At 60.2% G+C, this 24429-nt stretch carries 18 protein-coding genes and 1 tRNA gene; 8 read left to right on the top strand and 11 right to left on the bottom strand.

Annotation, left to right across the window (positions count from 1 at the left end; translation table 11 throughout):
* Positions 1–5: 5 nt before the first annotated feature.
* The 4 genes from HNO81_RS04320 to HNO81_RS04305 all read right to left on the bottom strand — a co-directional run bounded on the left by HNO81_RS04320 (position 6) and on the right by HNO81_RS04305 (position 3610).
* The gene (locus tag HNO81_RS04320; protein ID WP_175316899.1) at positions 6–1139 is read right to left on the bottom strand and encodes an FAD-dependent oxidoreductase; all 1134 of its coding nucleotides are present in this window, start codon (positions 1137–1139) and stop codon (positions 6–8) included.
* A gap of 38 nt (positions 1140–1177) precedes the next feature.
* Positions 1178–2104 (bottom strand): AEC family transporter, encoded by a 927-nt coding sequence (locus HNO81_RS04315; protein WP_175316898.1) that lies wholly within the window; start codon positions 2102–2104, stop codon positions 1178–1180.
* A gap of 51 nt (positions 2105–2155) precedes the next feature.
* The gene (panD, locus tag HNO81_RS04310; RefSeq protein ID WP_175316897.1) at positions 2156–2581 is read right to left on the bottom strand and encodes an aspartate 1-decarboxylase; all 426 of its coding nucleotides are present in this window, start codon (positions 2579–2581) and stop codon (positions 2156–2158) included.
* A gap of 114 nt (positions 2582–2695) precedes the next feature.
* Positions 2696–3610 (bottom strand): LysR substrate-binding domain-containing protein, encoded by a 915-nt coding sequence (locus HNO81_RS04305; RefSeq protein WP_175316896.1) that lies wholly within the window; start codon positions 3608–3610, stop codon positions 2696–2698.
* Positions 3611–3765: 155 nt separating this feature from the next.
* Here HNO81_RS04305 and HNO81_RS04300 point away from each other — a divergent pair, with 155 nt between their 5' ends.
* Together HNO81_RS04300 and HNO81_RS04295 are read left to right on the top strand one after the other, a co-directional pair.
* On the top strand, positions 3766–5229 hold the full coding sequence (locus HNO81_RS04300; RefSeq protein ID WP_175316895.1) for an amino acid permease: 1464 nt from the start codon (positions 3766–3768) through the stop codon (positions 5227–5229).
* A 271-nt stretch (positions 5230–5500) separates the two neighbouring features.
* Entirely contained in the window at positions 5501–9007 is a 3507-nt protein-coding gene (locus tag HNO81_RS04295; RefSeq protein ID WP_175316894.1) for a bifunctional proline dehydrogenase/L-glutamate gamma-semialdehyde dehydrogenase, read from the top strand.
* 74 nt (positions 9008–9081) lie between these two features.
* On the opposite strand, the gene HNO81_RS04290 is transcribed toward HNO81_RS04295, so the two are convergent.
* Together HNO81_RS04290 and HNO81_RS04285 are read right to left on the bottom strand one after the other, a co-directional pair.
* On the bottom strand, positions 9082–9396 hold the full coding sequence (locus tag HNO81_RS04290; RefSeq protein WP_175316893.1) for a hypothetical protein: 315 nt from the start codon (positions 9394–9396) through the stop codon (positions 9082–9084).
* Positions 9397–9564: 168 nt separating this feature from the next.
* Complete coding sequence (locus HNO81_RS04285; RefSeq protein ID WP_175316892.1) at positions 9565–10419, bottom strand: LysR substrate-binding domain-containing protein; 855 nt, start codon at positions 10417–10419, stop codon at positions 9565–9567.
* A 144-nt stretch (positions 10420–10563) separates the two neighbouring features.
* Between HNO81_RS04285 and HNO81_RS04280 the strand changes: the two genes are divergently transcribed.
* Positions 10564–11943, top strand: coding sequence for an MFS transporter (locus tag HNO81_RS04280; protein ID WP_175316891.1), 1380 nt, complete (start codon positions 10564–10566; stop codon positions 11941–11943).
* Between the two features lie 86 nt (positions 11944–12029).
* Here HNO81_RS04280 and HNO81_RS04275 read toward each other — a convergent pair whose 3' ends face one another.
* The 4 genes from HNO81_RS04275 to HNO81_RS20375 all read right to left on the bottom strand — a co-directional run bounded on the left by HNO81_RS04275 (position 12030) and on the right by HNO81_RS20375 (position 14854).
* Entirely contained in the window at positions 12030–12170 is a 141-nt protein-coding gene (locus HNO81_RS04275; protein ID WP_175316890.1) for a hypothetical protein, read from the bottom strand.
* Between the two features lie 90 nt (positions 12171–12260).
* A tRNA-Gly gene (locus HNO81_RS04270) sits at positions 12261–12334 on the bottom strand.
* A gap of 205 nt (positions 12335–12539) precedes the next feature.
* A complete protein-coding gene (locus HNO81_RS04265; RefSeq protein ID WP_175316889.1) occupies positions 12540–13850 on the bottom strand; it encodes a hypothetical protein in 1311 nt (436 codons plus the stop codon).
* Between the two features lie 71 nt (positions 13851–13921).
* Entirely contained in the window at positions 13922–14854 is a 933-nt protein-coding gene (locus tag HNO81_RS20375; RefSeq protein WP_175316888.1) for a site-specific integrase, read from the bottom strand.
* Positions 14855–15025: 171 nt separating this feature from the next.
* Between HNO81_RS20375 and HNO81_RS20370 the strand changes: the two genes are divergently transcribed.
* The 5 genes from HNO81_RS20370 to HNO81_RS04235 all read left to right on the top strand — a co-directional run bounded on the left by HNO81_RS20370 (position 15026) and on the right by HNO81_RS04235 (position 23234).
* Complete coding sequence (locus HNO81_RS20370) at positions 15026–15334, top strand: helix-turn-helix transcriptional regulator (RefSeq protein ID WP_175316887.1); 309 nt, start codon at positions 15026–15028, stop codon at positions 15332–15334.
* Between the two features lie 546 nt (positions 15335–15880).
* Positions 15881–17845: a class I SAM-dependent DNA methyltransferase gene (locus HNO81_RS04250; protein WP_175316886.1), complete on the top strand. Its 1965-nt coding sequence runs from the start codon at positions 15881–15883 to the stop codon at positions 17843–17845.
* Positions 17842–19143, top strand: a complete 1302-nt coding sequence (locus tag HNO81_RS04245) for a restriction endonuclease subunit S (protein ID WP_175316885.1) — start codon at positions 17842–17844, stop codon at positions 19141–19143. The genes HNO81_RS04250 and HNO81_RS04245 overlap by 4 nt, the downstream gene beginning before the upstream one ends.
* Before the next feature lie 2 nt (positions 19144–19145).
* The gene (locus HNO81_RS04240) at positions 19146–22259 is read left to right on the top strand and encodes a type I restriction endonuclease subunit R (RefSeq protein WP_175316884.1); all 3114 of its coding nucleotides are present in this window, start codon (positions 19146–19148) and stop codon (positions 22257–22259) included.
* A 36-nt stretch (positions 22260–22295) separates the two neighbouring features.
* Positions 22296–23234 (top strand): hypothetical protein, encoded by a 939-nt coding sequence (locus HNO81_RS04235; protein ID WP_175316883.1) that lies wholly within the window; start codon positions 22296–22298, stop codon positions 23232–23234.
* Positions 23235–23380: 146 nt separating this feature from the next.
* Here the strand turns inward: HNO81_RS04235 and HNO81_RS04230 are convergent, their stop codons facing one another.
* Complete coding sequence (locus tag HNO81_RS04230; protein ID WP_175316882.1) at positions 23381–24424, bottom strand: ImmA/IrrE family metallo-endopeptidase; 1044 nt, start codon at positions 24422–24424, stop codon at positions 23381–23383.
* Positions 24425–24429: the final 5 nt, after the last annotated feature.

The raw sequence follows: 24429 nt of genomic DNA, 5'->3' as shown, positions 1-24429 counted from the left end.
TGCCGCTAGCGGGACGCCCGGAAGATCGACGGCGCGGGCCGGGTCCCGGTGGCAAGGTCGGCCAGGATCCGCCCCACCACCGGCGTGAACTTGAACCCGTGGCCGGAGAAACCCGCGCCGATCACGACGGGCCCGATGCGGTCCAGCACAAAGTCCTCGTCCGGGGTGGTGGTGTAGGTGCAGCTGATGGCCTCGAAGGAATCAGGGTCCACGCCGGGCAGCCACTGCCGTGCATAGTCCTGCAGGGCGGCGAGCTGTTTCGGTTCGGGCAGGAAATCCCGCTTGTCCGGGTCCACCACCGGTCCAACGCCGTGCCAGCCGGCCTTGATGCCTTCGCCGGGAGTCTGCATGCCGTAGACGGGGGAGTACCAGCCCTGGTAGTCCGGACCCGGATAGTGGTTGAAGCCGGGCCACACCGCGCCGGGGTCCGCCACCCGGAAGTGCGCCGGCTGCTCCTGCGTCACCCTGAGCTTCGGAATCCGCAACGCCGCGCCGCCCGTGCCCGATACCCGGGCCAGCAGCTTTTCCGTCCAGCCGCCCGCCGTCACCACGGCCTGGGCTGCGGTGACCACCTCCGTGCCCGCAGCCGATTCAAGCACCAGCCGCACGCTGTCGTCGAACACCTCGACGTCCACCACCGTGGTGTGGTGCCTGATCTCCGCGCCCCGGGCTGACGCCAGCCGCTGGAAGGCGGGCAGCGCCGCCTCCGGGTTGAGCTGGCCGCCGTCCGGCATGTGCAGGACCTGCTCGTCGAAACGGATGCCCCGCCAGCGTTCGCCGGCCTCGGCCGGGTCCAGGAAGTCGGCGCCGATGCCGGCTTCGGTGAGGGCCCCGGCAACCTTGGCGAGGTCGCCGCCAGGCCCATGGTTCACCACGCCGGTGCGCGCCAGCAGCTGTACACCGCTGTCCTGCTCCAGTTCGTCCCACAGCGCCAGCCCCTCCGCCAGCATCGCCACATAGTCCGGCTGGTGGTAGCCGGGGTTGAGGTTCCGGGTGGCGCCGTGGGACGCGCCGATCTTGTGCCCGGGCCCGAACTGCTCCACCAGCGTCACCTGCCGGCCCCGGCGGGACAGTGCCCACGCTGCCGCAGAGCCCATGGCCCCGCCGCCAATCACAACGGTATCCAGCACAGTGTTCATCAGCCCTCCAAGCTGCAGTTACGTCTTCCGGCCGGCGCTCAGGCCAGCAGCAGGGCCACGCCGATCATCGCCGGCACCGCCACCACCGTGGTGATCAGCACGGTGTCCTTGGCGACAGTAAGCCCGGTCTGGTAGCGGCTGGCGGCCACAAAAACATTCTGCGCGGTAGGCAGCGCGGACGTCACCACCACCGCAAACAGTGCGTGCCCTTCCATGCCCAGCGCAAAGCGGGCAAAGACATAGGCCAGGGCCGGCTGGACGGCGAGCTTGAAGCCGCTGGCCAGGAGGGTGTCCACGCGCCGCCCGGCAGAGGCCTGCAGGGGAGGGGTGCCGTTCAGGCTCATCCCGAAGGCAATCAGCATGGCCGGGATCGCCGCGCCGCCAATCAGGTGGATCGGCTCCATGACCAGCGCCGGGACCTGGAAACCGGTGCCCGCCACCAGCAGCCCCAGGCCGGACCCCACGATCATCGGGTTGCGCAGGATCATCAGGAAGAAGCCCAGGACCGTGGTGCGGTGCGTGCTGGTGCTGGAGTCCAGGATCATCAGGAACATGGGGGTGAAGAAGGCCAGCTGGAAGATCAGCAGCGGCGCCACATAGCTCGCATCGCCCAGGACATATACCGCAATGGGAATACCCAGATTCGCCGAGTTGGCGAGGGACGCGGACATGGCGGACATCAGGGCTTCGGGGAGGGCCCGCTTCAGCCAGAACCTGGCCAGGGTGAAGAAGATGGCTGCGGTGCAGACGGCGGCTACGGCCGTGACCAGCAGCGGCTCGGCGAAGACCTCCTGCAGGCGGGCCTTGCTCAGCGTTTCGAAGAGGAGGGCCGGGCTGGCAACGAAGAACGTCAGGCCGCTCAGCACGGGGCGGGCGTTGTCGCCGAGGATCCTGCGCCTGCCCACGAACCATCCCACCAGGATGATGCACCAGACCACGAAGAAGCCGGCCAGCACCCCTAGCAAGGATCAGCCGTTCGGGCATGGCCGAGGCAGGGACCGGGACGCACGCTCCGGTTACAGGGTGGCGTTGTTAAGCGCGAACGGAGGGCGCATCATGCCGGGCGTCAGGCCCTCGGCGGGGTCGCTGCCCAGCTGGATGATCCGGTTGTCCTGGTCCACGTGGACCACCCTGGGCTGGTACTCGTGCGCCTCTTCGGTGGTCATTTCGGCGTAGGTGATGAGGATGACGATGTCGTTCTCGTGCATCAGGTGCGCCGCTGCACCGTTGATGCCGATGACGCCCGAACCACGCTCGCCCGCGATGGTGTACGTTTCAAGCCGCGCACCGTTGGTGACATCCACGATGGACACCAGCTCGCCGGGCAGGATGTCCGCGGCCTCGAGCAGGTCGAGGTCAACGGTGACCGAGCCGACGTAGTGCAGGTCGGCGTGCGTGACGGTGGCCCGGTGGATTTTGGACTTGAACATTGTTCGATTCATAACGGCTCCAGTCTAGACCTGCGGGCATTTGCCCGCAGGGACGCACGAAACATAAGGGTGCTCAACCCGGGGCGGCCCGGCTGTGCGCGGAAGGACGCGGACGACGGCGGCCGGTCACCCGGCGTCGTCCGTTGCCACCGCCGCGGCAGCCGCAGCCAGGGTTTCCCGCGCTGCCAGGATGGCCGGCCGCTGGGTGCTGGAGCGGCGCACGGAGGTAAAGATGGTGCGGTGCGGCCTACCGGGCAACTCCAGCAGCTGGGCGGTGGTGCCGCGGCCGGTCCACACCAGGTCCGGCATCAGGGCCACGGCGTTGCCGGACTCGATCAGGCGGGCCTGGGCCTGCAGGTCGGCGGTTTCGAAGCGGACATCCGGCTCGAATCCGGCGCTGCGGCACGCCTGTTCTGCCCAGTGGCGTGATGCTGCGCCGCGCGGTTCCATCACCCAGGCCAGCTCCGCGGTGTCCTCCAGGGAACGGATGGCAGGCCCGCCGCCGGACGCCGGGGGGACGGCCAGCCGGATGGCGTCGGTGGTCAGCCTCACCTTGTCCAGCTCGGGGTAGCGCGGGGCGGCGTGTCCGGGATACTGCTCGGCGATTACCAGGTCGAAGTCCCGCGCCCACGTTTCGTGCAGCGCCGTCTCCGGCTCCCGCTGGATCATCTCGATCCGCACCTCCGGGTATGTGGCGGCCATGCGCGTCAGGGTGTCCGGCATCAGGGCCAGGGCGGCGGACTGGAACACCGCAATCCGCACCGTTCCCGTGACTGTGGTCAGGGACGCCGCCAGGTCCGCCTCCGCCTGCTCCATGGTTTCCAGCAGCTGCGCAGTGTGGGCCACCAGCACCTCGGCCTGGGGCGTCAGCTGTACCCGCCGCCCCGTTTTCCGGAGCAGCTCGACGCCCACTTCCTTCTCCAGCAGGGCCAACTGCTGCGACACGGATGACGGGCTGTACTGCAGTGCCTCCGCCACCTCGGCGAGCGTGCCGCGGATGCTCAGTTCGCGGAGAAGCCTCAGCCTGCGCACGTCAAGCATGATGGATTCCTAACTGAAACTAACGAATATTGGTTAGAAGTAGCCACTTTATCTAACGCAATTGCGCACGCATACTGTTGAAACCGAGTTACCCCCGTCACAGCCAGGTTTCTTGGCGTGCCGCGGCGGGGTCGCACCCCAACCAGGAGTTCCTGATGAGCAGCAAAGATTTGAGCCAATCGATCATGCGGCGCAAGCCCATCGATGACATCGAAGAAGAAAGCAAGCACAGCGGCCTGTTCAAGTCCCTCGGGCTGTGGCAGCTCACCGCCATTGGCGTTGGCGGCATTATCGGCGTCGGCATCTTCTCCCTCGCGGGGCTGGTGGCCGCCGGAAGCGAAGGAACACCCGGGGTGGGGCCCGCGGTGCTGATTTCCTTCCTGATTGCAGGCCTCGCCTCCGCGGCCGCGGCCCTCTCCTACGCGGAGTTCGCCGGCATGATCCCGCGCGCAGGCTCCGCCTACACCTACGGCTACGTGGCCCTTGGCGAGGTGATCGGATGGTTCATCGGCTGGGACCTGCTGCTCGAATACATCGCCATCGTGGCCGTGGTGGCCATCGGCATCTCCGGCTACCTTGACGCCTTCCTGGCCGGCATCGGCATCCACTTGCCCACCTGGATGACGTCCACGGCGGATGAAGGCAAGGGCGGCATCGTCAACATCCCGGCCATCCTGGTCTGCCTGCTGGTGACCTGGATCCTGTCCCGCGGCACCAAGGCCTTCGGCCGGTTCGAACTGGTGGCCGTGGCCATCAAGGTGGTCCTGATCCTCTTCATCATCGGTCTCGGTGTGTTCTACATCGACACCAACAACTACAACCCGTTCATGCCCAGCGGCTTCGGCCCGGTTGTTGCAGGCTCCGCCACCGTGTTCTTCGCAGTCTTCGGGTACGACGCCATGAGTACCGCGGCCGAGGAAGCCAAGGACGGCAAGAAGCACATGCCCAAGGCCATCGTGCTCTCGCTCATCATCGCCATGCTGCTCTATGTTGCCGCCACGCTGGTCCTGACCGGCATGCAGAACTATAAAGAGATCGACCCCAAGGCAGGCTTCGCCTCCGCCTTCAACTCCGTAGGCCTGCCCGTGATCGCCACCATCATCTCGGTGTTCGCAGTGCTGTCCATCCTCACCGTGATGCTCACCTTCCTGCTTGGCGTCACCCGCGTGTGGTTCTCCATGAGCCGCGACGGCCTGCTCCCCGGCTGGTTTGCCAAGACCGACCGCCATGGCACCCCGCAGCGCGTGACCTGGATCGGCGGCATCGCCTCCGCCTTCCTGGCGGGTGTCTTCCCCATCAAAGCCGTGGCTGACCTGACCAACATTGGCATCCTGGCCGCGTTCGTCGTCGTGTGCCTCTCCGTGATCATCTTCCGCTACAAGCGCCCGGATGCCCCGCGCACCTTCCGCCTGCCGCTGATGCCTGTGGTTCCGGCCTTCGGCGTTTTGGCCTCGGCCTTCCTGATGCTCCAGCTGCACTGGGAGACGTGGCTGCGGTTCGTGGTCTGGCTCATCGTTGGCCTGGTCATCTACTTCGGCTACGGCCGCAAGCACTCGCTGATGAACCCCAACAGCCCCCGCCACCAGGAACTCGCGGACATGCACCGTCCGCTTTCCTGACGGCCCGCTCCCGGCAGGTCCTCCACCCGAACAAACCCCGCGTGGCCCTATCAGCTTTGGTTGCCGAACACCCTGTTTGGCAACCAAAACTGATAGCGCAGGCGGGAGGGTGGGAGGCCTGCCGGCGACATTTAAGGAACCTTTGGGCGGCCCGGAAATTCGTTGGTTTTCCTAATCTGTATTGATTGGAAAACATCGCTTTATCTTATGTGAGTAGAAGCTCATACTGGTGGAAAGACCTCCCAGAACACCAGGAAAGATGGGGAAAAGAATGACCCACGTTGCAATGGAACCGGCAGTCACCACAGCGGCCACCCCGCGGACGGTCGACGTCGACGTGCCCCAGGCGAAGGCCCTCGCCGATGAAGCGGTCGCCTTGGTCCGGCGCTGGCTCACCGAAGCCGCCAAGGTTCCGGTGGACGCCTCCGCAGAGCAGCTGGCCGGCGTCCTGAAGGACCCCAACGGCCTGGACTTCACCGTGGGATTCGTGGACGGCGTCGTCCGCCCGGAGGACCTGAACGTCGCCGCCCGGAACCTCGCCAAGCTGGCGCCCAAGGTTCCCGCGTTCCTGCCCTGGTACATGCGCAGCGCCGTAGCGCTCGGCGGCACCATGGCCCCGGTGATGCCACAGGTGGTCATCCCCATCGCCCGCAAGGTGCTGCGCGAAATGGTGGGGCACCTGATTGTTGACGCCACCGACGCCAAGCTGGGCCCCGCCATCGCCAAGATCAAGAAGGAAGGCATCAAGCTCAACGTCAACCTCCTGGGCGAGGCAGTCCTCGGCGAGCACGAAGCATCCCGCCGCCTGGAGGGCACGCACACGCTGCTGGCCCGGCCCGACGTCGACTACGTCTCCATCAAGGTCTCCTCCACCGTGGCCCCGCACTCCGCCTGGGCCTTCGATGAAGCCGTGGAGCACGTCGTCGAAAAGCTCACCCCGCTCTTCCGGCGCGCAGCCTCCTATTCCGCCAGCGGGCAGAAGAACAAGTTCATCAACCTGGACATGGAGGAGTACAAGGACCTGGACATGACCATTGCGGTCTTCACCCGGATCCTGGACCAGCCCGAGTTCAAGGACCTCGAAGCCGGCATCGTGCTCCAGGCCTACCTCCCCGACGCCCTGTCCGCCATGATCCGGCTGCAGGACTGGGCCGCAAAGCGCCGCGCCAACGGCGGCGCCGGGATCAAGGTCCGTGTAGTCAAGGGCGCCAACCTGCCCATGGAGCAGGTGGAAGCCTCGCTGCACGACTGGCCGCTGGCCACCTGGGGATCAAAGCAGGATTCCGACACCAGCTACAAGAGCGTCATCAACTACGCCCTGCACCCCGAACGCATCAAGAACATCCGCATCGGCGTGGCAGGCCACAACCTGTTCGACATCGCTTTCGCGTGGCTCCTGGCCAAGCAGCGCGGTGTGGAGTCCGGCATCGAATTCGAGATGCTGCTGGGCATGGCGCAGGGCCAGGCCGAGGCCGTCAAGAAGGACGTCGGCTCCCTCCTGCTCTACACGCCGGTGGTGCACCCGTCCGAGTTCGACGTCGCCATCGCCTACCTGATCCGCCGCCTCGAAGAAGGCGCCAGCCAGGAAAACTTCATGTCCGCCGTCTTCGAGCTCAGCGAAAACGAAGGCCTCTTCGAGCGCGAGAAGCAGCGTTTCCTCTCCTCGCTGGAGGCGCTGGACAACACCGTCCCGCTGCCCAACCGCCGGCAGGACCGGAACCTTCCCCCGGAGGCCATGCCGCACACCGGGTTCCGGAACACCCCGGACACCGATCCCGCGCTGCCGGCCAACCGCACCTGGGGCCGCGCCATCCTTGAGCGCGTCCCGGCCTCCACGCTGGGCGACGCCGCCGTGAACGCCGCGTTCATCAATGACGAGGAGACGCTCAACTCGGCCATTGCCAACGCCGTGGAAAAGGGGAAGGACTGGGGCGCCCTGTCCGGCAACGAGCGCGCAGATATCCTGCACCGCGCCGGGGAGATCCTGGAAGCCCGCCGCGCGGACCTGCTGGAGGTCATGGCCAGCGAGACCGGCAAGACCATCGACCAGGGCGACCCCGAAGTCAGCGAGGCCGTGGACTTCGCCCACTACTACGCCGAATCGGCGCGCAAGCTGGACGCGGTCGACGGCGCCACGTTCGTCCCAGCCAAGCTCACCGTTGTCACCCCGCCCTGGAACTTCCCGGTTGCCATCCCGGCAGGGTCCACCCTCGCGGCACTCGCCGCCGGCTCCGCCGTCGTCATCAAGCCCGCCAAGCAGGCTGCCCGCAGCGGCGCCGTCATGGTCGAGGCGCTGTGGGAGGCCGGCGTGCCCAAGGGCGTGCTGACCATGGTGCAGCTGGGGGAGCGGGAACTCGGCACCCAGCTGATCAGCCACCCGGCCGTGGACCGCGTGATCCTCACCGGCGGCTACGAAACCGCCGAGCTGTTCCGCTCCTTCCGCAAGGACCTGCCGCTGCTGGCCGAAACCAGCGGCAAGAACGCCATCATCGTCACCCCCAGCGCCGACCTTGACCTCGCCGCCAAGGACGTGGCCTACTCGGCGTTCGGCCACGCCGGCCAGAAGTGCTCCGCGGCCTCCCTGGTGATCCTGGTGGGCTCGGTGGCCACCTCCAAGCGGTTCCACAACCAGCTGATCGACGCCGTCACCTCCCTCAAGGTGGGCTACCCGCAGGACCCCACCAGCCAGATGGGCCCCATCATCGAACCCGCCAACGGCAAGCTCCTCAACGCCCTCACCACGCTGGGCGAGGGGGAGAACTGGGCTGTTGAGCCGAAGAAGCTGGACAGCACCGGCCGGCTGTGGAGCCCGGGCGTGCGCTACGGCGTCAAGCGTGGCTCCTACTTCCACCTGACGGAGTTCTTCGGCCCCGTCCTGGGCGTCATGACCGCGGACACCCTGGAAGAAGCCATCGCCATCCAGAACCAGATCGAATACGGCCTCACGGCAGGCCTGCACTCCCTCAACTCCGAGGAACTGGGGACCTGGCTGGACACCATCCAGGCCGGAAACCTTTACATCAACCGCGGCATCACCGGCGCCATCGTCCAGCGCCAGCCCTTCGGCGGCTGGAAGAAGTCGGCGGTCGGTGCCGGCACCAAAGCCGGTGGACCCAACTACCTGGCCGGCCTGGGTGACTGGCTCCCCGCCGAGGCATCCGCCAAGTCACCGGTAGCCAACGCGGCGGTCCGCCGCATCCTCAACGCCGCAGGTCCCGCCCTTGCGCCGGCGGAACTCGAATCCGTCCAGCGGGCCCTGGCATCCGACGCCGAAGCCTGGGCTGAGGAGTTCGGCACCGCCAAGGACGTCTCCGGGCTGAGCGCGGAGCGCAATATCTTCCGCTACCGCAGCCTGCCGGTCACCATCCGCCTTTCCGAAGGTGCGCCACTGGCACACCTGGTCCGGACTGCGGCGGCCGGCGTGCTGGCAGGTTCGGCACTCACTGTGTCCACCGCCGTCGAACTTCCCGCCCAGCTGCGCTCCGTGCTCACCGCACAGGACATCGACGTGACGGTGGAGTCCGACGCCGGCTGGCTGGCTTCCGCCGGGCGCCTCGCCGCCGCCGGCAAGCTGTCCGGGGGTCGGGTCCGCCTGATCGGCGGGGACGCCTCGGCACTCGCCGACGCCACCGGCGGCCGCCCCGACCTGGCCATCTACGCCCACCCCGTCACGGAGGCGGGCCGCGTGGAGCTGCTGCCCTTCCTGCACGAGCAGGCCGTCAGCATCACCGCGCACCGGTTCGGCACCCCGAACCACCTCTCGGACCAGTTGATCTAAGCCGCAGGGCAGCAAAAGGTCCGGTGGTCGGGCCCGTGGAAACGGGTTCAACCACCGGACCTTTTGTCTGTCCGCTAACCCAGGTACCAGCCCGGCGGTGTCCAGGTGACCGGGACACTGTGCGCCGAGAAGTCCTCGCACCGGGTGCAGGTGTAAGCCACCTCGCCGAGCGCAGATACAGTTCCGTCGCGCCGGTACGTGGGTGGAATGTACGACTCGAGGTAAACGAACTCGTCCGTACGGCACTTGTCACAGGTGGGTTTTCCCACATATCCGGAATCGACGGACGCATGTCCGGTTCCGAGGGTGTTCTGGCGGGTGGACGGCCGTGAAGCAGAGTACGGGCGTGCGTGCGCAGAACCGGGGTGGATGTTCCTGGCTGTCGTCATTGGCTGCCTGTCCCAAGCGATGATTTCCGGCATGCGGATAATCGCTTGTTTTAGTGAACTGGCCTGCTGCTTGACCTTGAAAATCCAGCATAGGTGATGCCGATTCCCCTATCAATGGACACGGACCCCCTAACTCCCCTAAATGCTGGATATTGGGCCGCCGGAGGGTTAAGTTTGGCGGTTAATTGTCCTGCCGACGATTGATTGGGTCAGGGCGTCGATTACTTCGGCATTGGCCAGCGGGTTCCGGATCAGGGTGAAGTCCACGTCCCCTACCGCGGGCAGGTCGAAGCGCCGCGTGATGATCTTGAGGTCCTCGGGCACCAGCGACGTAGGCATCACGGCCACGCCGATCCCCGCCCTGACCGCCGCCAGGACCCCGCTGATCTGCCGAGTGGTGCAGGTGATCCGCCACGTCCTGCCATTGGCCTCCAGTGCGTCGATGGCCAGTTTCCGGCTGAGGCTGGGGGACGGGTAGGCGATCAGGGGGACAGGGCTCCCCGGTTCCATCACTGTTTGCTCCAGGCCCACCCAGGAAAACGAGTCGTGCTGGACCACGGTGCCGTCCTTGGCGCCGGCCACCCACTTCACGAAGACCAGGTCCAGCTGCCCGGCGTTGAGCTTGCGGTACAGCTGGTCGCTTTGGCCCACCGTCAGCTCCAGGTTGATCTGCGGATAGATCTGCCGGAACTCCCGCAGGATCCGGGGGAGCCCGGTGATGGCGAGGTCATCGGCGGTGCCGAACCGCAGCCGCCCCCGCATGGCCGACCCCGAGAAGTAGCGGGCGGCGGCGTCATGGGCGGACAGAATGGTCCGGGCGAAACCGGCCATCGCGTCGCCATTATCCGTGAGCCGGACGTCGCGGGTGTCCCTGGTGATCAGGCTGCGCTTGGCTGCCGCTTCAAGTTTGCGGATGTGCTGGCTGATGGTGGGCTGGGCCAGGCCGAGGCGTTCGGCGGCCTTGGTGAAGCTCAGGGTGTCCGCCACCGCCAGGAAAGACCGCAACTGTGCTGGTTCGAACATGTGGGGTCCGTTTCCCTTTCCTGCAGCCCTTGTTATTGCGTTTTGCAATACGAGTTATAGGGACCATACCTCTCCATAATCTGCTGGGCCAGCCTAGCGTTAAAGCATCCAACCAAGACCGCCCGCAATTTTGAGGACACTCCTGTGGCACCGCCTCCGCCTTCGTCGGCTTCCGTCTCCCAGCCAGTCATCGATGCGGCGGTTTCAGCCCCGCCGGACAACCAGACCCAGCCGCTTCCCGTGGTGGCTGAGCGGCTCCCCTGGAAGCACACGTTCATCTCGCTGAAGGTGCCCAACTTCCGGATTTTCGCCGCCGGGCACTTCATCGCTGTGATCGCCATTTGGATGCAGCGGATTGCCCAGGACTGGCTGGTCCTGCAGCTCTCGGGATCAGTGACAGCCGTCGGCGTGACCGTGGCACTGCAGTTCCTGCCGTCCCTGCTGCTGGGACCGTGGGGTGGCATGATCGCCGACCGGTTCGCCAAGCGGAAGATCCTCATCCTCTGTCAGAGCATGGCTGCCATCCTGGCCGCAACTCTCGCCACGCTTGCCCTCACCGGCGTCATCATGGTCTGGCACGTCTACGCCATCGCCCTGGTCCTGGGCCTGGTGACCGTCCTTGACCAGCCCGCACGCCAGGTGTTCGTCAATGAACTGGTCGGTCCCACGTATTTGCGCAATGCCATCAGCGTGAACTCCACGACGTTCCAGCTGGGTGGCCTGATTGGCCCCGCCATTGCGGGCTTGCTCCTGACGGCGGTAGGCGCCGGCTGGGCGTTCGCGGCGAACGCCGTTGCCTGCTGCTCCACGGTGGTGATGCTGCTGATCCTCCGGAAGGACCAGCTGTACGTCAACGCTCCCACCCCCAAGACCAAGGGAATGCTGCGGGAAGGGCTGCGCTATGCCCTGAGCAAGCCCACCATCTACTGGCCCTGGCTGATGGCCGGATTTATCTCCGTTTTCGCCATGAGCCTGCCGGTGCTGCTGGCCGCGTTCGCGGACCACGTCTTCGAGGTGGGCGCCGGCGGGTACGGGCTGCTCAATGCCCTGGTGGCACTCGGTGCACTGTCCGGCGCGGTGGCGTCCACCCGCCGGAGGCAGCTGCGCCTGCGGTCCGTGGTGTTCTGCGCTGGAATGTACGGCCTGATGCTCTGCCTGGCAGTTCTTGCCCCCTCACTGGTGTGGTTTGGGGCGGTGATGGTGCTGTCCGGGTTCTGGTGCCTCATGTTCCTCACCGGGTCCAACCAGCTGGTCCAGGTCAGCTCCAACATGGGGATCCGCGGGCGGGTGATGAGCCTGTACATCATGGTGCTGATCGGTGGCCAGGCGCTGGGCGGACCGATGCTGGGGTGGATTGCCGAGCACGCGGATCCGCACATGGCCCTGCTGGTATCCGGTGGTGTTCCCGCACTTGCGGCCCTGACCGTGGGTGTCATCCTGGCGCGCAAGGGTGGCCTGACAATCAGGGTGGACACGAAGGACCGCCTGCCGTTGAGAATCGTCAGCCGGCAGGCAGGAACCTAGGGAGCGTACCCGCCGGCGCGAAACAAGACCCCGCCATCTTGATGACGGGGTCTTGTACTTGGTCTCAGCAGATTCCTGGTGCTGGGTTACTTCTTTTTCGCCGCTTTGGTGGGCGTGGAGTCCAGGGAGCCGGCAGGGGCGGATGCGGCCCTCTTGTCTGCGCGCTTTTCCTTGATGGACTTTCCGGACTTCTTTGATGCCGATTGACGCGGGGACTTATCAGACATGATTGCTCCTGTAGCGGAACCGCAAAAGGCTCCTTACTGCAGACCATACACCGTGGGGGAAGCCCAGGGGCCGTGTGCAGCGGGAGGAACTGGAGCGGCTGACGGGAATCGAACCCGCGTATCAAGCTTGGGAAGCTAGCGCTCTACCATTGAGCTACAGCCGCAGTGGGACTGTCCAATATCTTGTCCAATAATCCCTGCGAAAACAACGAGATTCAGACTACCCCAGACTTTGGCAAACTTTGAACCTCGTTGTCACCGCGACACGGCTGTTTCTGGGCACGAGCGCATAGTGAATTGGTCTTTGAACGATGAAAAGCCTGTCCGAAGACAGGCTTGATCGAGGCTACTTGGACATTTCTTGTCTTCCTACGCTGCGGACAGGGTTTGAAGCGCAGGAGTGGGTGGAGCTGTAAGCGCCCCAGTTCGCACCCTCTCCGCGAATACCTTGGCGCTCACGGCATTCCGGGCGATAGCGAACCCAATCATGACCAGCGCTTGCTTCTCTACGGTGTCAGCCACCATTCGGTGACGGTAGAGCGTCGTATCCAAGTTGTTGTTGACGCTCTCAACATCCTGACGCCACCCATAAGTGTTCTTGTACTCGTCAGTGGCTGGCGGGTGCATGCGTAGAACCTGAGTACGGTTGAAATCACGTTCCTTGTCTTCTTCGGTAATGTCCAACCGCTCCGTGTGATGGTTCCCGCACGCGAGTTCAATCTTTGTGTACCACCGGTAGGTTCCGTCAGCATTCTTCCGGGAGTACTGCCCTACACGCTTGCAGGGCACCGCGTGATGCTCTCCTGTATCGAGAAGCTCAAGCTCTACGAAGTCCCCCGCCTCCGTATACAGCGTGTGGACGTGCTTTCCAGAGCACGTGACAGTACTGAACAAGCGTCGCTTGTCACTCTTGGGTACGGGACTAATAACGCTGACGCCTGACTTTTGCATGGCGTCGATGTGCACGCCAGTGAAGGCACCGTCGTAACGCAAGCCAAGAAAACCTTTGGTGCGCTGGCGCAACTTTTGAAGCTCAGCAACAGCGATGCCTGCCTCGCCACCATACCCCTCCTTGGGCACCGGGAACGCGCCAAGAATTACTCGGGAATTGGGATGGTCGTCTGGGCGGACTACTAGGACCAGCTCCTTGAACCCCGAGACCCAGTGACCGTCTTCCCCACCCTCCTTGTACTTGGGTATTGGGCGACGGAGTTTGCCCTCCGCTTCTAGTCGGTCGGCAGTCTTCGAGCGCAGACGAGACTTCGGTACGGTGCCGTCAGCCGCGACTACGTTCGATCGCGGCGGTTTGTTCATGGTGCTGACGTTTTCCGTTAGGCACCCTTGTTGCTGCGCCTGCTCAATGGCTAGGGTTGCAAACCTTTCTCGAATCAGTGTGCTGAAGGCGGACAACCGATCCAAGTTGTAGTGGATAGTGCTTCGGGCAGGCGGGTGTTCTGCGAGTTCGATGCCCCAGTATCGGCGGGAGTGGGAGCGTACTTTGAACCAATTCGTTCGCTCGCGAATCCACGCGGCGGCAGGACGTTCAGCGCCGAAGACTCCTATCAGTGCCATTGCAAAGATATAGATATGATCCGGATGCTGATTTGGGCGTCCAGCTTTGGACCGGTCGCGTTTCGGAATCTCCTTGGAGATGTCCACGATGTAGGAAGCGCGCAGCACAGCAAGAGCAGTACGGTCGGATGTCCAACCGTACTCGCGATCCGCTGGGCTAGCGTGGCTCCTCCTCATAATTAGCCGATTTCGCCCGTCTTCCAGTCATAACCAAGGGCCTTGGCGCAAGCATCAAGGGATGAGTAACCCAGCGTCTGAGTGATTACTTCGAGCCGCTCGCCTTCGATGAGCATGCGAGACCCCGCATAGAGAGAGACGGAGGAAGGCGTAATTCGTGGATCGTTGTGCAGCCCCGCCATCTTGAATACTTCTTTGCAGGCTGACGCAGCGCGATTTTGCGACTTACCTGCGGGACGGTGCGTTGTCCCTTGCGTGAGCTGGAATGTTTCGAAGGTGCGGAAAGGAGGAACCCAACCCCGGAGGTAATTGAGGCGATCAACCACTGCGGCGAAATACGGGTCTGGCAAGTGGACCCAGCGAGGTTCAATTCGATCGGTGCTTCCATGCGCCCATACACGCTGGTTAGCTATATCAACATCACTGGTGGTGATGAGTCCCACTTCGGATGAATGAACACCGGAAAGTAGTAGCGCAAACATGACGGGGCGGCGGGTATTACTGCCAGAGTCCTTGGCATAAAGCCAGACTCGTTCCGCTTCATCTTTGGTGAGGGGACGTGCGAGTCCGGTGGGACGGGGAGCTACATAAACTCTTACAAACAGTCCTGTGTCACTAAGGTTGAGTGCGTCCGCGTCCCGAAAGAACTTCCGCAATGCTGCACGACGAGTATTCATCGTTGACAGTGCAGGGAGTTTTACGTTGCCGCTCCGGTCGCGTCCTTTTGCTTGAATCCATTGCGCTGCCAAATCCTCAGACTGGTCAGCAAGCGCAGGTACTCCCAGTTTGGTGACAAAGGTTGCGTAGCGAGTCAGCAGCTTCTCGAAGGTAAGAAGTGATTCGTCTTGGAGCGCGTTGGTTTCCGCCCAGTGTTTGAGCACAACTTGAACTGCATCAGTGATCAGAATTCCCTGCTCAGGCTTGGTTGTCGCCATTGTTTCCATTCCCACCGACTCGCTTGACTGGTCGATATATAGACCAGTGTAATGTCGAGCAGGCGGGGTTTGACAAGCATGTTTGCCGAAAAGTTTTCTGAGGTCAGCGGGAGCGCCCACTAGTTCGAAGGGGACGAACGGTCTATCGGCAATGTGGTTTACAGTTGAACCATGTCCCGGAGAGAAGCTGTCAAGCCCGCTGAAGTCGCTGGCGAGGGAGCTGATTGGCTCGCCGCTGATTTCACTGGCAATGTCCCCGCTGAGTACGCACGATTGTTCGCGAAGGCCCTCGTTGATGAGATGCACAGGCTGGATATCGGGTATCGCGAGCTTGGAAAAATGGCTGGTGGTATCTCCCATAGCACCATCAATGGAATTATTAAGGGACGTACCATCCCCGACCTCGCCACTATTGCATTGTTGGAGAAGGCGTTGAACAAGGAACTGCTCCCGTCGCAACGACTCCGCAAGAAGCGATAGGTAGTAGCCGTCATGTTCAGTTTTAGAATTATTCCCAGAATAATCTTGCAATTCCGATCTGGAGGCAGATAGCATGGAGCCACTCACCTTTCACGTATGAGTAGTTTCGATCCGCAGGCTGTCACTTGCGGTAGTTGTGTGAAGATGGCCCTAGTTGTCCGCTGGGGCCATCTTTTTTATTGAATCGCACTGGTTTAATTAACGTCCAGTACGCAGAAACACTAAAAGGCCCCACGAGGGAGCCTTTGAAATTCAAGATAAACCACAGTTGGAATAAATGCAACAATTTCGACATGGCAGTTAAGCGACAACATTGTTGAATTTGTGAGTGCGGTAGGAACGTCAACAATATTGAAATAGGGGCGTGGCTACTTTGATTGACGGGCTAACTAGGGGTGGTTCTTGGAGAGCGATTAGTGATGACTCAAAGGAAAGCTAGTTACTTTGACGCCTCAAGCGAAAATAATGCACCTCAAAAAACCATCGTGATTTGCCGGGATAACATGGGTCCAATACCTGCTCAACCGAGACTCACCGGGGGAACCCTTGTCCAATCAGAACTACGCCAACTTCATCTGGAGCATTGCTGACCTGCTGCGCGGCAGCTACAGGCCCCATCAGTACGGCTCCATCGTCCTGCCGTTCACCATCCTGCGTCGTCTCGATGCTGTGCTGGCAGAGACCAAAGAAGATGTACTGGCTGAGTACGAGAAGTCCAAGGACGGTGGCATCCCACTGACGGTGCTGCTACCCCGGAAGTCCAAGCACGCTTTCTACAACACGTCCAAGTACGACTTCCAGAAGCTGACCGGCGACGCAGAGAACGTCCGAGACAACCTGCTGGACTACGTACGCGGGTTCTCTGACAACGTGCGCGACATCTTTGAGAAGTACAAGCTCGAAGAACGCATCGAGGAGCTGCACGAGCACGACCTCTTGTTCCTGATCGCTCAGCAGTTCGCTGCCATCGATCTGCATCCCAGCAAGGTCTCAAACAACGAGATGGGACTGATCTTTGAGGAACTGATCCGCAAGTTCGCGGAATCCTCTAATGAGACAGCGGGTGAACACTTCACCCCGCGCGAGGTCATTCACTTGATGGTGGACATCCTCTTTGCTCCGGACGACAACGATCTCGACAAGGCCAACATCGTACGGTCCATCTACGACCCCACCGCTGGTACGGGCGGGATGCTCTCCGTTGCGGATGAGCACATCAGGAAGATGAACCCGGACGCCACACTGACCCTTGCCGGTCAGGAACTGAACCCTGAGTCTTACGCCATTTGCAAGGCTGACATGGTGATCAAGGGTCAGGACATTGGCTCTATCGTTCTTGGGAACACGCTCACGGACGACGGGCACAGTGGCAAGACCTTCAACTACTGCTTGTCCAATCCGCCATTCGGTGTGGACTGGAAGAAAGCACTTCCCGTCGTGGAAAAGGAACATAAGGAACTGGGATTCGAGGGGCGCTTTGGCCCCGGCCTTCCACGTGTTTCTGACGGCTCGCTCTTGTTCCTGCTCCACTTGCTAAAAAAGATGCGTCCCGTACGTGACGGTGGTGGGCGCGCTGCCATCGTCCTGAACGGGTCGCCGCTGTTCACAGGGGGTGCTGGCTCCGGTGAGTCAGAGATTCGCCGGTACCTTCTGGAGAACGATCTGCTGGAGGCGCTGATCGCGCTGCCTACTGACATGTTCTACAACACCGGCATCTCCACTTACGTGTGGGTCTTGACCAACCGCAAGTCTGAGGAACGCAAGGGAACGGTCCAGCTCATTGACGCTTCCAGCGAGCAGTTCTACAGGAAGATGCGTAAGAGCCTCGGGTCCAAGCGCAAGGAACTGAGCGAACAGCACATTGAGAGCATTGTGAAGCTTTATGGTGCTTATGACGATGCCGGGTCCGAGTACAGCAAGGTTTTCAAGAACGTTGATTTTGGTTACCGGACAATCACCGTCGAGCGCCCCCTCCGAATCAACTTTGCTGTCACCGAGGCGCGGGTAGCTTCTGCTCTGACCTCAAAAGGACTTGCGAAGCTGACCGAAACTGAGGTCGCCGCCGTCCGCGATGCACTATCAGAACTCAACGTTGAGCACGTCTGGACCAACAGGGACGGATTCACGACTGACGTGCGGGCAGCGCTCAAGGCCTGTGGAGTAGTTCTCACCGGTCCCCAGCTCAAGACGCTGGTGGCCGGACTGTCGGCACGCGATGAAGAAGGTGAAATCAGCACCAATGCAAAGGGCTCCCCAGAATCCGATCCGGACCTTCGCGATACTGAAAACGTGCCACTGACTGAAGATGTTGATGAGTACTTCAAGCGGGAGGTGCTCCCGTTCGCCTCAGATGCTTGGATCGATGAGTCTAAGACCAAGATCGGCTATGACATCCCGTTCACGCGTCACTTTTACAAGTATCAGGAGCCGCGCTCGTTGGAAGTTATCGATGATGATCTTGACGCCGTGTTGGGCCGTATCCGTGCGCGTCTGGAAGCGGTGAAGGCATGAGGAGCAACGACTGGGAGGAAGTGCGTCTCCGCTATGTAGTGGATATCAATCCAAGCGTCCCGCCGGAAATACGGCAGTCTCGGGAGGCAGAAGTCTCGTTTCTTCCGATGGAAGCAATTGGGGAAGACGGGTCATTCGACGCGACTAAGACGCGCCGTGTAGAAGACGTGCTGACCGGATACTCGTTCTTCGAGAATGGTGACATTGCCTATGCGAAGGTAACGCCCTGCTTTGAGAACGGGAAAGCAGCGGTTCTGGGCGGTCTGATCGGAGGAGTTGGATTCGGGACCACTGAGGTAACTGTCGTAAGGGCACGGGATGCCGTAGACACCAAGTTCCTCTTCTATGTCCTGGTTGAAGACCGCTTCAAGCAGCTTGGGAAAGCAGAAATGACCGGAGCTGGAGGGCTAAAACGAGTTCCGGAGTCGTTCACAAGGAACTTCAAGGTGAGACTTCCCCTTCTGGATGAACAACGTGCTATTGCTTCCTACCTTGACCACGAAACTGCTGAGATCGATGACTTCATCGCGGATCAGGAAGAACTCATCGCGCTACTGAACGAGCGGCGGGCTGCAACAATCACTCGTGCGGTCACCAAAGGACTCGATCGCACTGTCCAGATGAAGAGCAGCGGTGTCGAGTGGCTGGGAGAAGTGCCGGAAGGCTGGAGCATAGCCTCCCTGCGGCATCTGCTGGCATCGAAGCTAAAGTACGGGGCCAATGAGGCGGCGGAATTTGACGACCCTGACTGGGTGCGTTATTTGAGAATCACTGACTTTGGATACAACGGAAAACTCAAGGACGAGACTTTTAAATCCTTGCCCCCTGAAGTAGCAGCGGATTATATGGTGAAGCCGAACGACATCTTGTTGGCACGAAGCGGGGCCACCGTAGGGAAAGCGTTCATCGTGCCGGAAGACAGTCCACCGAGCTGCTTCGCGGGTTATCTCATCAGGGTGGAGTGTGATTCAAAGTTACTATTGCCGCGCTTCGCTTACAGGTTTTTCCAATCAACACCATTCCTCGACTGGAAAAATGCGTCACAAACGGTTGCCACGATTCAGAACATTGGTGCTGATAAGTACGCCACTTTACCTATGCCTGTACCTCCGGTCGATGAGCAGGAGGAGATCGTTGACTACCTCGACTTCGAGACCGCAGAGATTGATGCTGCCATCGCTGATGCCGAGGAAGCCATCGAGCTGTCCAAGGAGCGCCGTGCTGCTCTAATTTCTGCTGCCGTTACCGGCAAAATTGACGTTCGAAACCGTATTACTGCTGAGCTGGGGGCTGCATAGTTATGGCGTTGTACAACGAGGTTGAGTTTGAGAAGGGCATCGCGGAGTACCTGCATGCCCACGGTTGGCTGTACTCCGCGAACAGTACTGGGTACGACAAGGAACTTGCACTGTTCCCCGAGGATGTTCGCGGGTGGCTGGAGGAAACTCAGCCAGAAGAACTTCAGAAAATCGTCAAAGCGACCGACTCGCCCGACGTGCAGAAGAAGTCATTCAACCGGCTCCTGACTCGCATGGTCAAAGTCATGGATACTCCGCTGGAAAATGGTGGAGGGGCTTTGGCAGTCCTGCGTAAGGGATTCAAAGTCACTCCCGCCTCGTTCCGCATGTTCCAGCCAAAGCCGAACGATGACAAGAACCCGAAGACGACTGCTGACTACGCGAAGACACGACTTCGTGTGATGCGTCAGGTGTACTACTCGACCAGCAACCAGAACAGCGTCGATCTCGTTTTCTTCGTGAATGGCCTTCCCGTAGCCACGATGGAGTTGAAAACCGACTTCACCCAGACGGTGCAGGACGCAATCGCTCAGTACAAAACGAATCGGCTGCCCGTAGATGCGGTGACACGGAAGCGGGAACCCTTGTTTTCGTTTGGACACCGGGCACTCGTTCACTTCGCTATGTCCAGTGAAGAGTGCTGGATGACAACCAACTTGCAGGGTGCCAAGACTCGGTTTCTCCCATTCAACATGGGAAATGACGGGCACAAGGGCAACCCTGTGAACCCGAACGGCAGCGAGACATCGTACATGTGGGAACGTGTACTTCAGCGCGACTCGTGGCTGACCATCCTTAGTCACTTCATGCACCTTCACGTGGAGAAGAAGACTGACCCAATTACGGGCGAGAAAAGCGTTGAGAAGTCTCTCCTGTTCCCGCGTTTCCATCAGTGGGAAGCCGTGAACATGCTTGCCGCGACCGCTGCCGCTGAAGGACCGGGCCACCGTTACCTTATCCAGCACTCCGCTGGTTCGGGCAAGACCAACAGCATCGCTTGGACTGCACATCGACTGAACAGCCTGCATGATCCGAGTGGCAAGAAGATGTTCGATGCCATCATCGTCATCAGTGACCGCAAGGTACTCGATGGTCAGTTGCAGGATGCCGTCAAGCAACTCAACAAGACCGAGGGCGTGTTCGAAGCCATCACTTCGAAGGGCGGCTCCAAGTCCAAGTCGCTGTCCAAGGCACTCCTTGGCGGCAAGCAGATCATCGGCGTAACGCTACAAACGTTCCCCTTCGCTTTAGACGCCATCGAAAAGGAGAAAGGACTCAAGGGTAAGTCCTACGCCATCATCGCGGACGAGGCACACAGCTCCCAGTCCGGCGACGCGGCGAAAACCCTTAAGAAGGTACTTACTTCAGGGAATGATGCTCCTGCTGAGGACGAGGACGATCTGTCGGAGACCGAGCTTTCCACAGAAGACGTGCTCGCAGATGAGATGAACAAGCGTGCGGAGAGCAAGAACCTGAGTTTCTTCGCCTTCACCGCAACGCCGAAGGCCAAGACGTTGGAGCTGTTTGGTAGGAACAATGCTGCTGACGTGCCAGCACCCTTCCACGTCTACTCCATGCAGCAGGCGATTGAAGAGGGCTTCATCCTCGATGTGCTGAAGAACTACACGCCATACAAGACCGCTTTCAAGCTTGCTCACAACGGCGTTGATTACGACGCCGATCAGGTGACCATTGAGAAGTCTGAAGCGGTGAAGGAACTGATGCGCTGGGTCAAGCTGCACCCGCACAATATCAGCCAGAAGGTCGCCGTCATCGTTGAGCACTTCCGTAGCAATGTCCGGCACCATCTCGCCGGTCGTGCGAAGGCAATGGTTGTGACGGGTTCCCGCAAGGAAGCAGTTCGCTACAAGGTAGCCATCGACAAGTACATTGCCGACAAGGGTTACACGGACCTTGCAACGCTGGTTGCCTTCTCCGGTGACGTTGTGGATAAGGAGGTTTCCGCCGACAAGCTCAACGAGAAGAATATGAACCCCGGACTCAAGGGCCGTGAGATTCCAGTGGCGTTTGGGTCCGAGGACGACGAGTACCAAATCATGCTGGTTGCTAATAAGTTCCAAACCGGCTTTGATCAGCCATTGCTGGTTGCGATGTATGTGGACAAGAAGCTTTCTGGCATCACCGCTGTGCAGACGCTTTCGCGCCTGAATCGGGTCACGCCGGGCAAAGACCAGACTTTCATTATTGACTTCGTGAATGATCCTGCCGAGATTCTTGCGGCGTTCCAGCAGTACCACAAGGAGGCGGAGCTGTCCGGAGTCACTGACCCGGACATAGTTCATGATCTCCAGACGAAGCTGGATAACACAGGCATCTATGAGACGAGCGAAGTCGAAGCTACGGCTGCTGCTTGGGTTGGCAAGACTAGCCATGAGGAGCTGAAGAGCTTTGTAGCGCCCGCAAAATCTCGTTTTAAGGCCCGATACCAGAAGGCTCGTGAAGAGGGCGATAAGACGGCTCAGGACGCCTTGGACCTGTTCCGTAAGGACCTTGGTAGCTTCATTCGCGCCTACGACTTCCTATCGCAGATCATTGACTACCAAGACACGGATTTGGAGAAGCGATCGATCTTCTACAAGCTGCTGGCACGCGTCATCAGCTCTGAAAATCAGGACCGAACGACAGTGGACCTGTCCGAGGTCGTGATGACTCATTACAAGCTCAAGAAGCAGGAGCAGGCAGACTTGAAATTGTCTGCTGAAGACTCCGTGGCGTTGGACCCAATGACGGCTGCCGGTAGTGGTGCTGCCCATGAGGTGAAGAAGGCACGTTGGGCCGAAATCATCGAACAAATGAACACCTTCTTTGAGGGGTCCGGGCTGTCTGACGCTGATCAACTCTCTGTGGCAGAGAGTGTGCTGAACAAGGCTCTGGAGAACCAGACTCTGCGTGGTCAGGCACAAGCGAACGGCAAGGTTGATTTCTACTCTTCGCCAAAGATTCTGACGACGGTTGAGGACTCTGTTATCGAGGCCGGGGAGCAGCATGCCAAGGGCATTGGTTGGGTTTTGTCCTCAGACAAGGTGGGCGAGATGGTGGAGTTGCTCAAGAAGATGGGGCTTTTCGAGAAGCTTCGGGATGAGGAAGCGGCATGATGCCATTTAGTGAAAACTCCGCAGAAGGGTTGAGCATTGGCGGCTGATCCTTCTCCTGATGAGGTCCTGAGCGCACTACAAGTGACGGGCTTCCTGCTTGAGCAGGAAGTTCGAAGGATAGTTGAGTCCGCTGGATTCGATGCTGCCATCTCTCGGGCATACCAAGACCCCGACGAGGGTAAATCGCGGGAGATCGATGTCTTAGGCTGGAAGCCTTTCTTCATCCACGATAGATTCGACTGCGTTTTTGGCATGCGGCTAATTATCGAATGCAAGAATCCGAAGTCTCCATATGTAGTCGTAGGGCATGCTGCAACTGAGTACGAGAAACGACAGATGCGGAGCGGTGCATCCTTTTGGACTTCTGGATTCAACGTGGGTAAGATGCCACACCCGCAAATTTCGGGATTGGAAGTAGAGGAACATAGACCGATCTGGGACTTACTCGGATTATCCGATGCTCCGGGCAGTCCTACGAGCGATTCCTTCGTTGGTAATCAACTCATCTCTCTTGAGCGCAAAGGCTCCGAATGGTTCGCTGGTAATTCACATATCTTCGACGGCATTGTGATGCCGCTAACAAAGGCAGTGAACACCTTTAAGCGCATAAACTCAAACCGTGCGCGAGAAGCGTTTCAGGATCATGAGCAGTCCCACAACTCAGTAACCCTGCCAATCCTCGTAACTTCGAACAAGATATTCGAAGTCAACACTGATGCAAACGACGTTGCTGCCGCAGAGGTGCCATGGACAAATGTGATGCGTCAGGTGCACTCCAAGAATATGCGGGCAAACATTAAAATCGAGGTAGTCCAGTCGAAGTACTTGGGTGACTTCCTTGAACAACGAGCCATCGCTTTTGGAGACGAAGTTGCCGACCGGATACGCAAGTGTCCTGAGGTGTTGATGGCTCGTCAGCTTACCGATCTCCCCCAAACGGCAAACCTTGAGCATTTGAATCTGGGGCAGTGTTGAGAAGTGGCGTAGGGAATGCCAAGCATCTGTTTTCCTGTTTAGCCGTTCGCGCTTGTGAACGCCCTAGGGGCTAATCCCGCCATTCAAGCAGTCCGCATGAGATGTCAGGAGCGCGCCAAGCGCCGCAGCAATCGATTCGGGTCCGGTTAGCAATACTCGTGTGCGGTCAGCCCTGCACGCACGTCATTAACGGACAAAAGCATAAAGCATCGGGTGCATGGCGGAGGCTGCTTGTCAGGGCATCCACAGGATTTACACTTCGAGCATTTCGGCTCGTTACAGGTAGAACACCTACCGGGAGAGTCCTTGATCAGGAAGCTGTCATGGCAGACGGAGCCTTGGTAGTACTCGCCGTCGTCACTGAAGGCGAATTGCTCGCTGCGTCCCTTGGTGGCAATCACGAGAACGCACCCGTCGCACAGAACCATGTCGAGTACAACGTTGGTGTAGCTCTTTCCGCTGAGATGCTGGATACCGTACCCGCCACGGACAACTAAGCTTCCGTCCGCGCTAGCCTGTAGACGGTCGAAGGAGCGAGCGATCTCTTCCTGAGTTTTATCCTTGTGGGGTGGGAATAGCTCATCGCTATTTGCCGCGCTGAAGAACAGCCTGCCGTCAGAGTCTGCCTGCATGACAACTCTATTTCCTTCAAGTTCAAGGGATCGATAGAGACATGCCTGCATGGATGCTGCCGAGTTATCGAACAACCATCTCACCCCAGCGGCGGTTACAGGTCCTGAACCGAACGCGGAATCGATCAAATCCTCATGAAGTAAAAGTCTGGACGCGAAACTGTTGGCGACCTTCTCGCGAAGTTCCTTTATGAAGGCTCGATCAGTGATGTCTTCAGTGACATCGGCCCAAGCGTCGCCAACTCGTTGTTGATGGTGGGCAAGTTCATGCAACACGCTGAAGTTGTCGCGCCCGGTGTTTCCGCTTAGGTGGACGAAGATTGCCGGAGGATCGATGTAGGGGTCATAGCACGCCTGAACATTGCATCCCTTGGTTCCCCGCAGCTCATGGAAGATAACGTCAAGGTCGCCACGCGATTCAACATACTCCACAGGGGCGTCCGCAATGTCTTCAAAAACGGCACCGGAATCCAGTATTTCTTGGATCATGGCGTCGGCAATTTTAACGTAGTTGCGGGGCAGTGCCCAAAGTCGGTAATCAGTAAGAGTTGTAAGCATTGCCA

This window comes from Pseudarthrobacter sp. C4D7 (assembly GCF_013359725.1).
Taxonomy (GTDB): Bacteria; Actinomycetota; Actinomycetes; order Actinomycetales; family Micrococcaceae; genus Arthrobacter.
This window is presented reverse-complemented; position numbering and strand designations above follow the sequence as displayed.

Bases quoted from the DNA above. Each gene is read 5' to 3' on its own strand.
- HNO81_RS04320 (WP_175316899.1), bottom strand. From the start codon at position 1,139: ATGAACACTGTGCTGGATACCGTTGTGATTGGCGGCGGGGCCATGGGC.
- panD (WP_175316897.1), bottom strand. From the start codon at position 2,581: ATGAATCGAACAATGTTCAAGTCCAAAATCCACCGGGCCACCGTCACG.
- HNO81_RS04305 (WP_175316896.1), bottom strand. From the start codon at position 3,610: ATGCTTGACGTGCGCAGGCTGAGGCTTCTCCGCGAACTGAGCATCCGC.
- HNO81_RS04300 (WP_175316895.1), top strand. From the start codon at position 3,766: ATGAGCAGCAAAGATTTGAGCCAATCGATCATGCGGCGCAAGCCCATC.
- HNO81_RS04295 (WP_175316894.1), top strand. From the start codon at position 5,501: ATGACCCACGTTGCAATGGAACCGGCAGTCACCACAGCGGCCACCCCG.
- HNO81_RS04290 (WP_175316893.1), bottom strand. From the start codon at position 9,396: ATGACGACAGCCAGGAACATCCACCCCGGTTCTGCGCACGCACGCCCG.
- HNO81_RS04285 (WP_175316892.1), bottom strand. From the start codon at position 10,419: ATGTTCGAACCAGCACAGTTGCGGTCTTTCCTGGCGGTGGCGGACACC.
- HNO81_RS04275 (WP_175316890.1), bottom strand. From the start codon at position 12,170: ATGTCTGATAAGTCCCCGCGTCAATCGGCATCAAAGAAGTCCGGAAAG.
- HNO81_RS20375 (WP_175316888.1), bottom strand. From the start codon at position 14,854: ATGGCGACAACCAAGCCTGAGCAGGGAATTCTGATCACTGATGCAGTT.
- HNO81_RS20370 (WP_175316887.1), top strand. From the start codon at position 15,026: ATGTCCCGGAGAGAAGCTGTCAAGCCCGCTGAAGTCGCTGGCGAGGGA.
- HNO81_RS04245 (WP_175316885.1), top strand. From the start codon at position 17,842: ATGAGGAGCAACGACTGGGAGGAAGTGCGTCTCCGCTATGTAGTGGAT.
- HNO81_RS04240 (WP_175316884.1), top strand. From the start codon at position 19,146: ATGGCGTTGTACAACGAGGTTGAGTTTGAGAAGGGCATCGCGGAGTAC.
- HNO81_RS04230 (WP_175316882.1), bottom strand. From the start codon at position 24,424: ATGCTTACAACTCTTACTGATTACCGACTTTGGGCACTGCCCCGCAAC.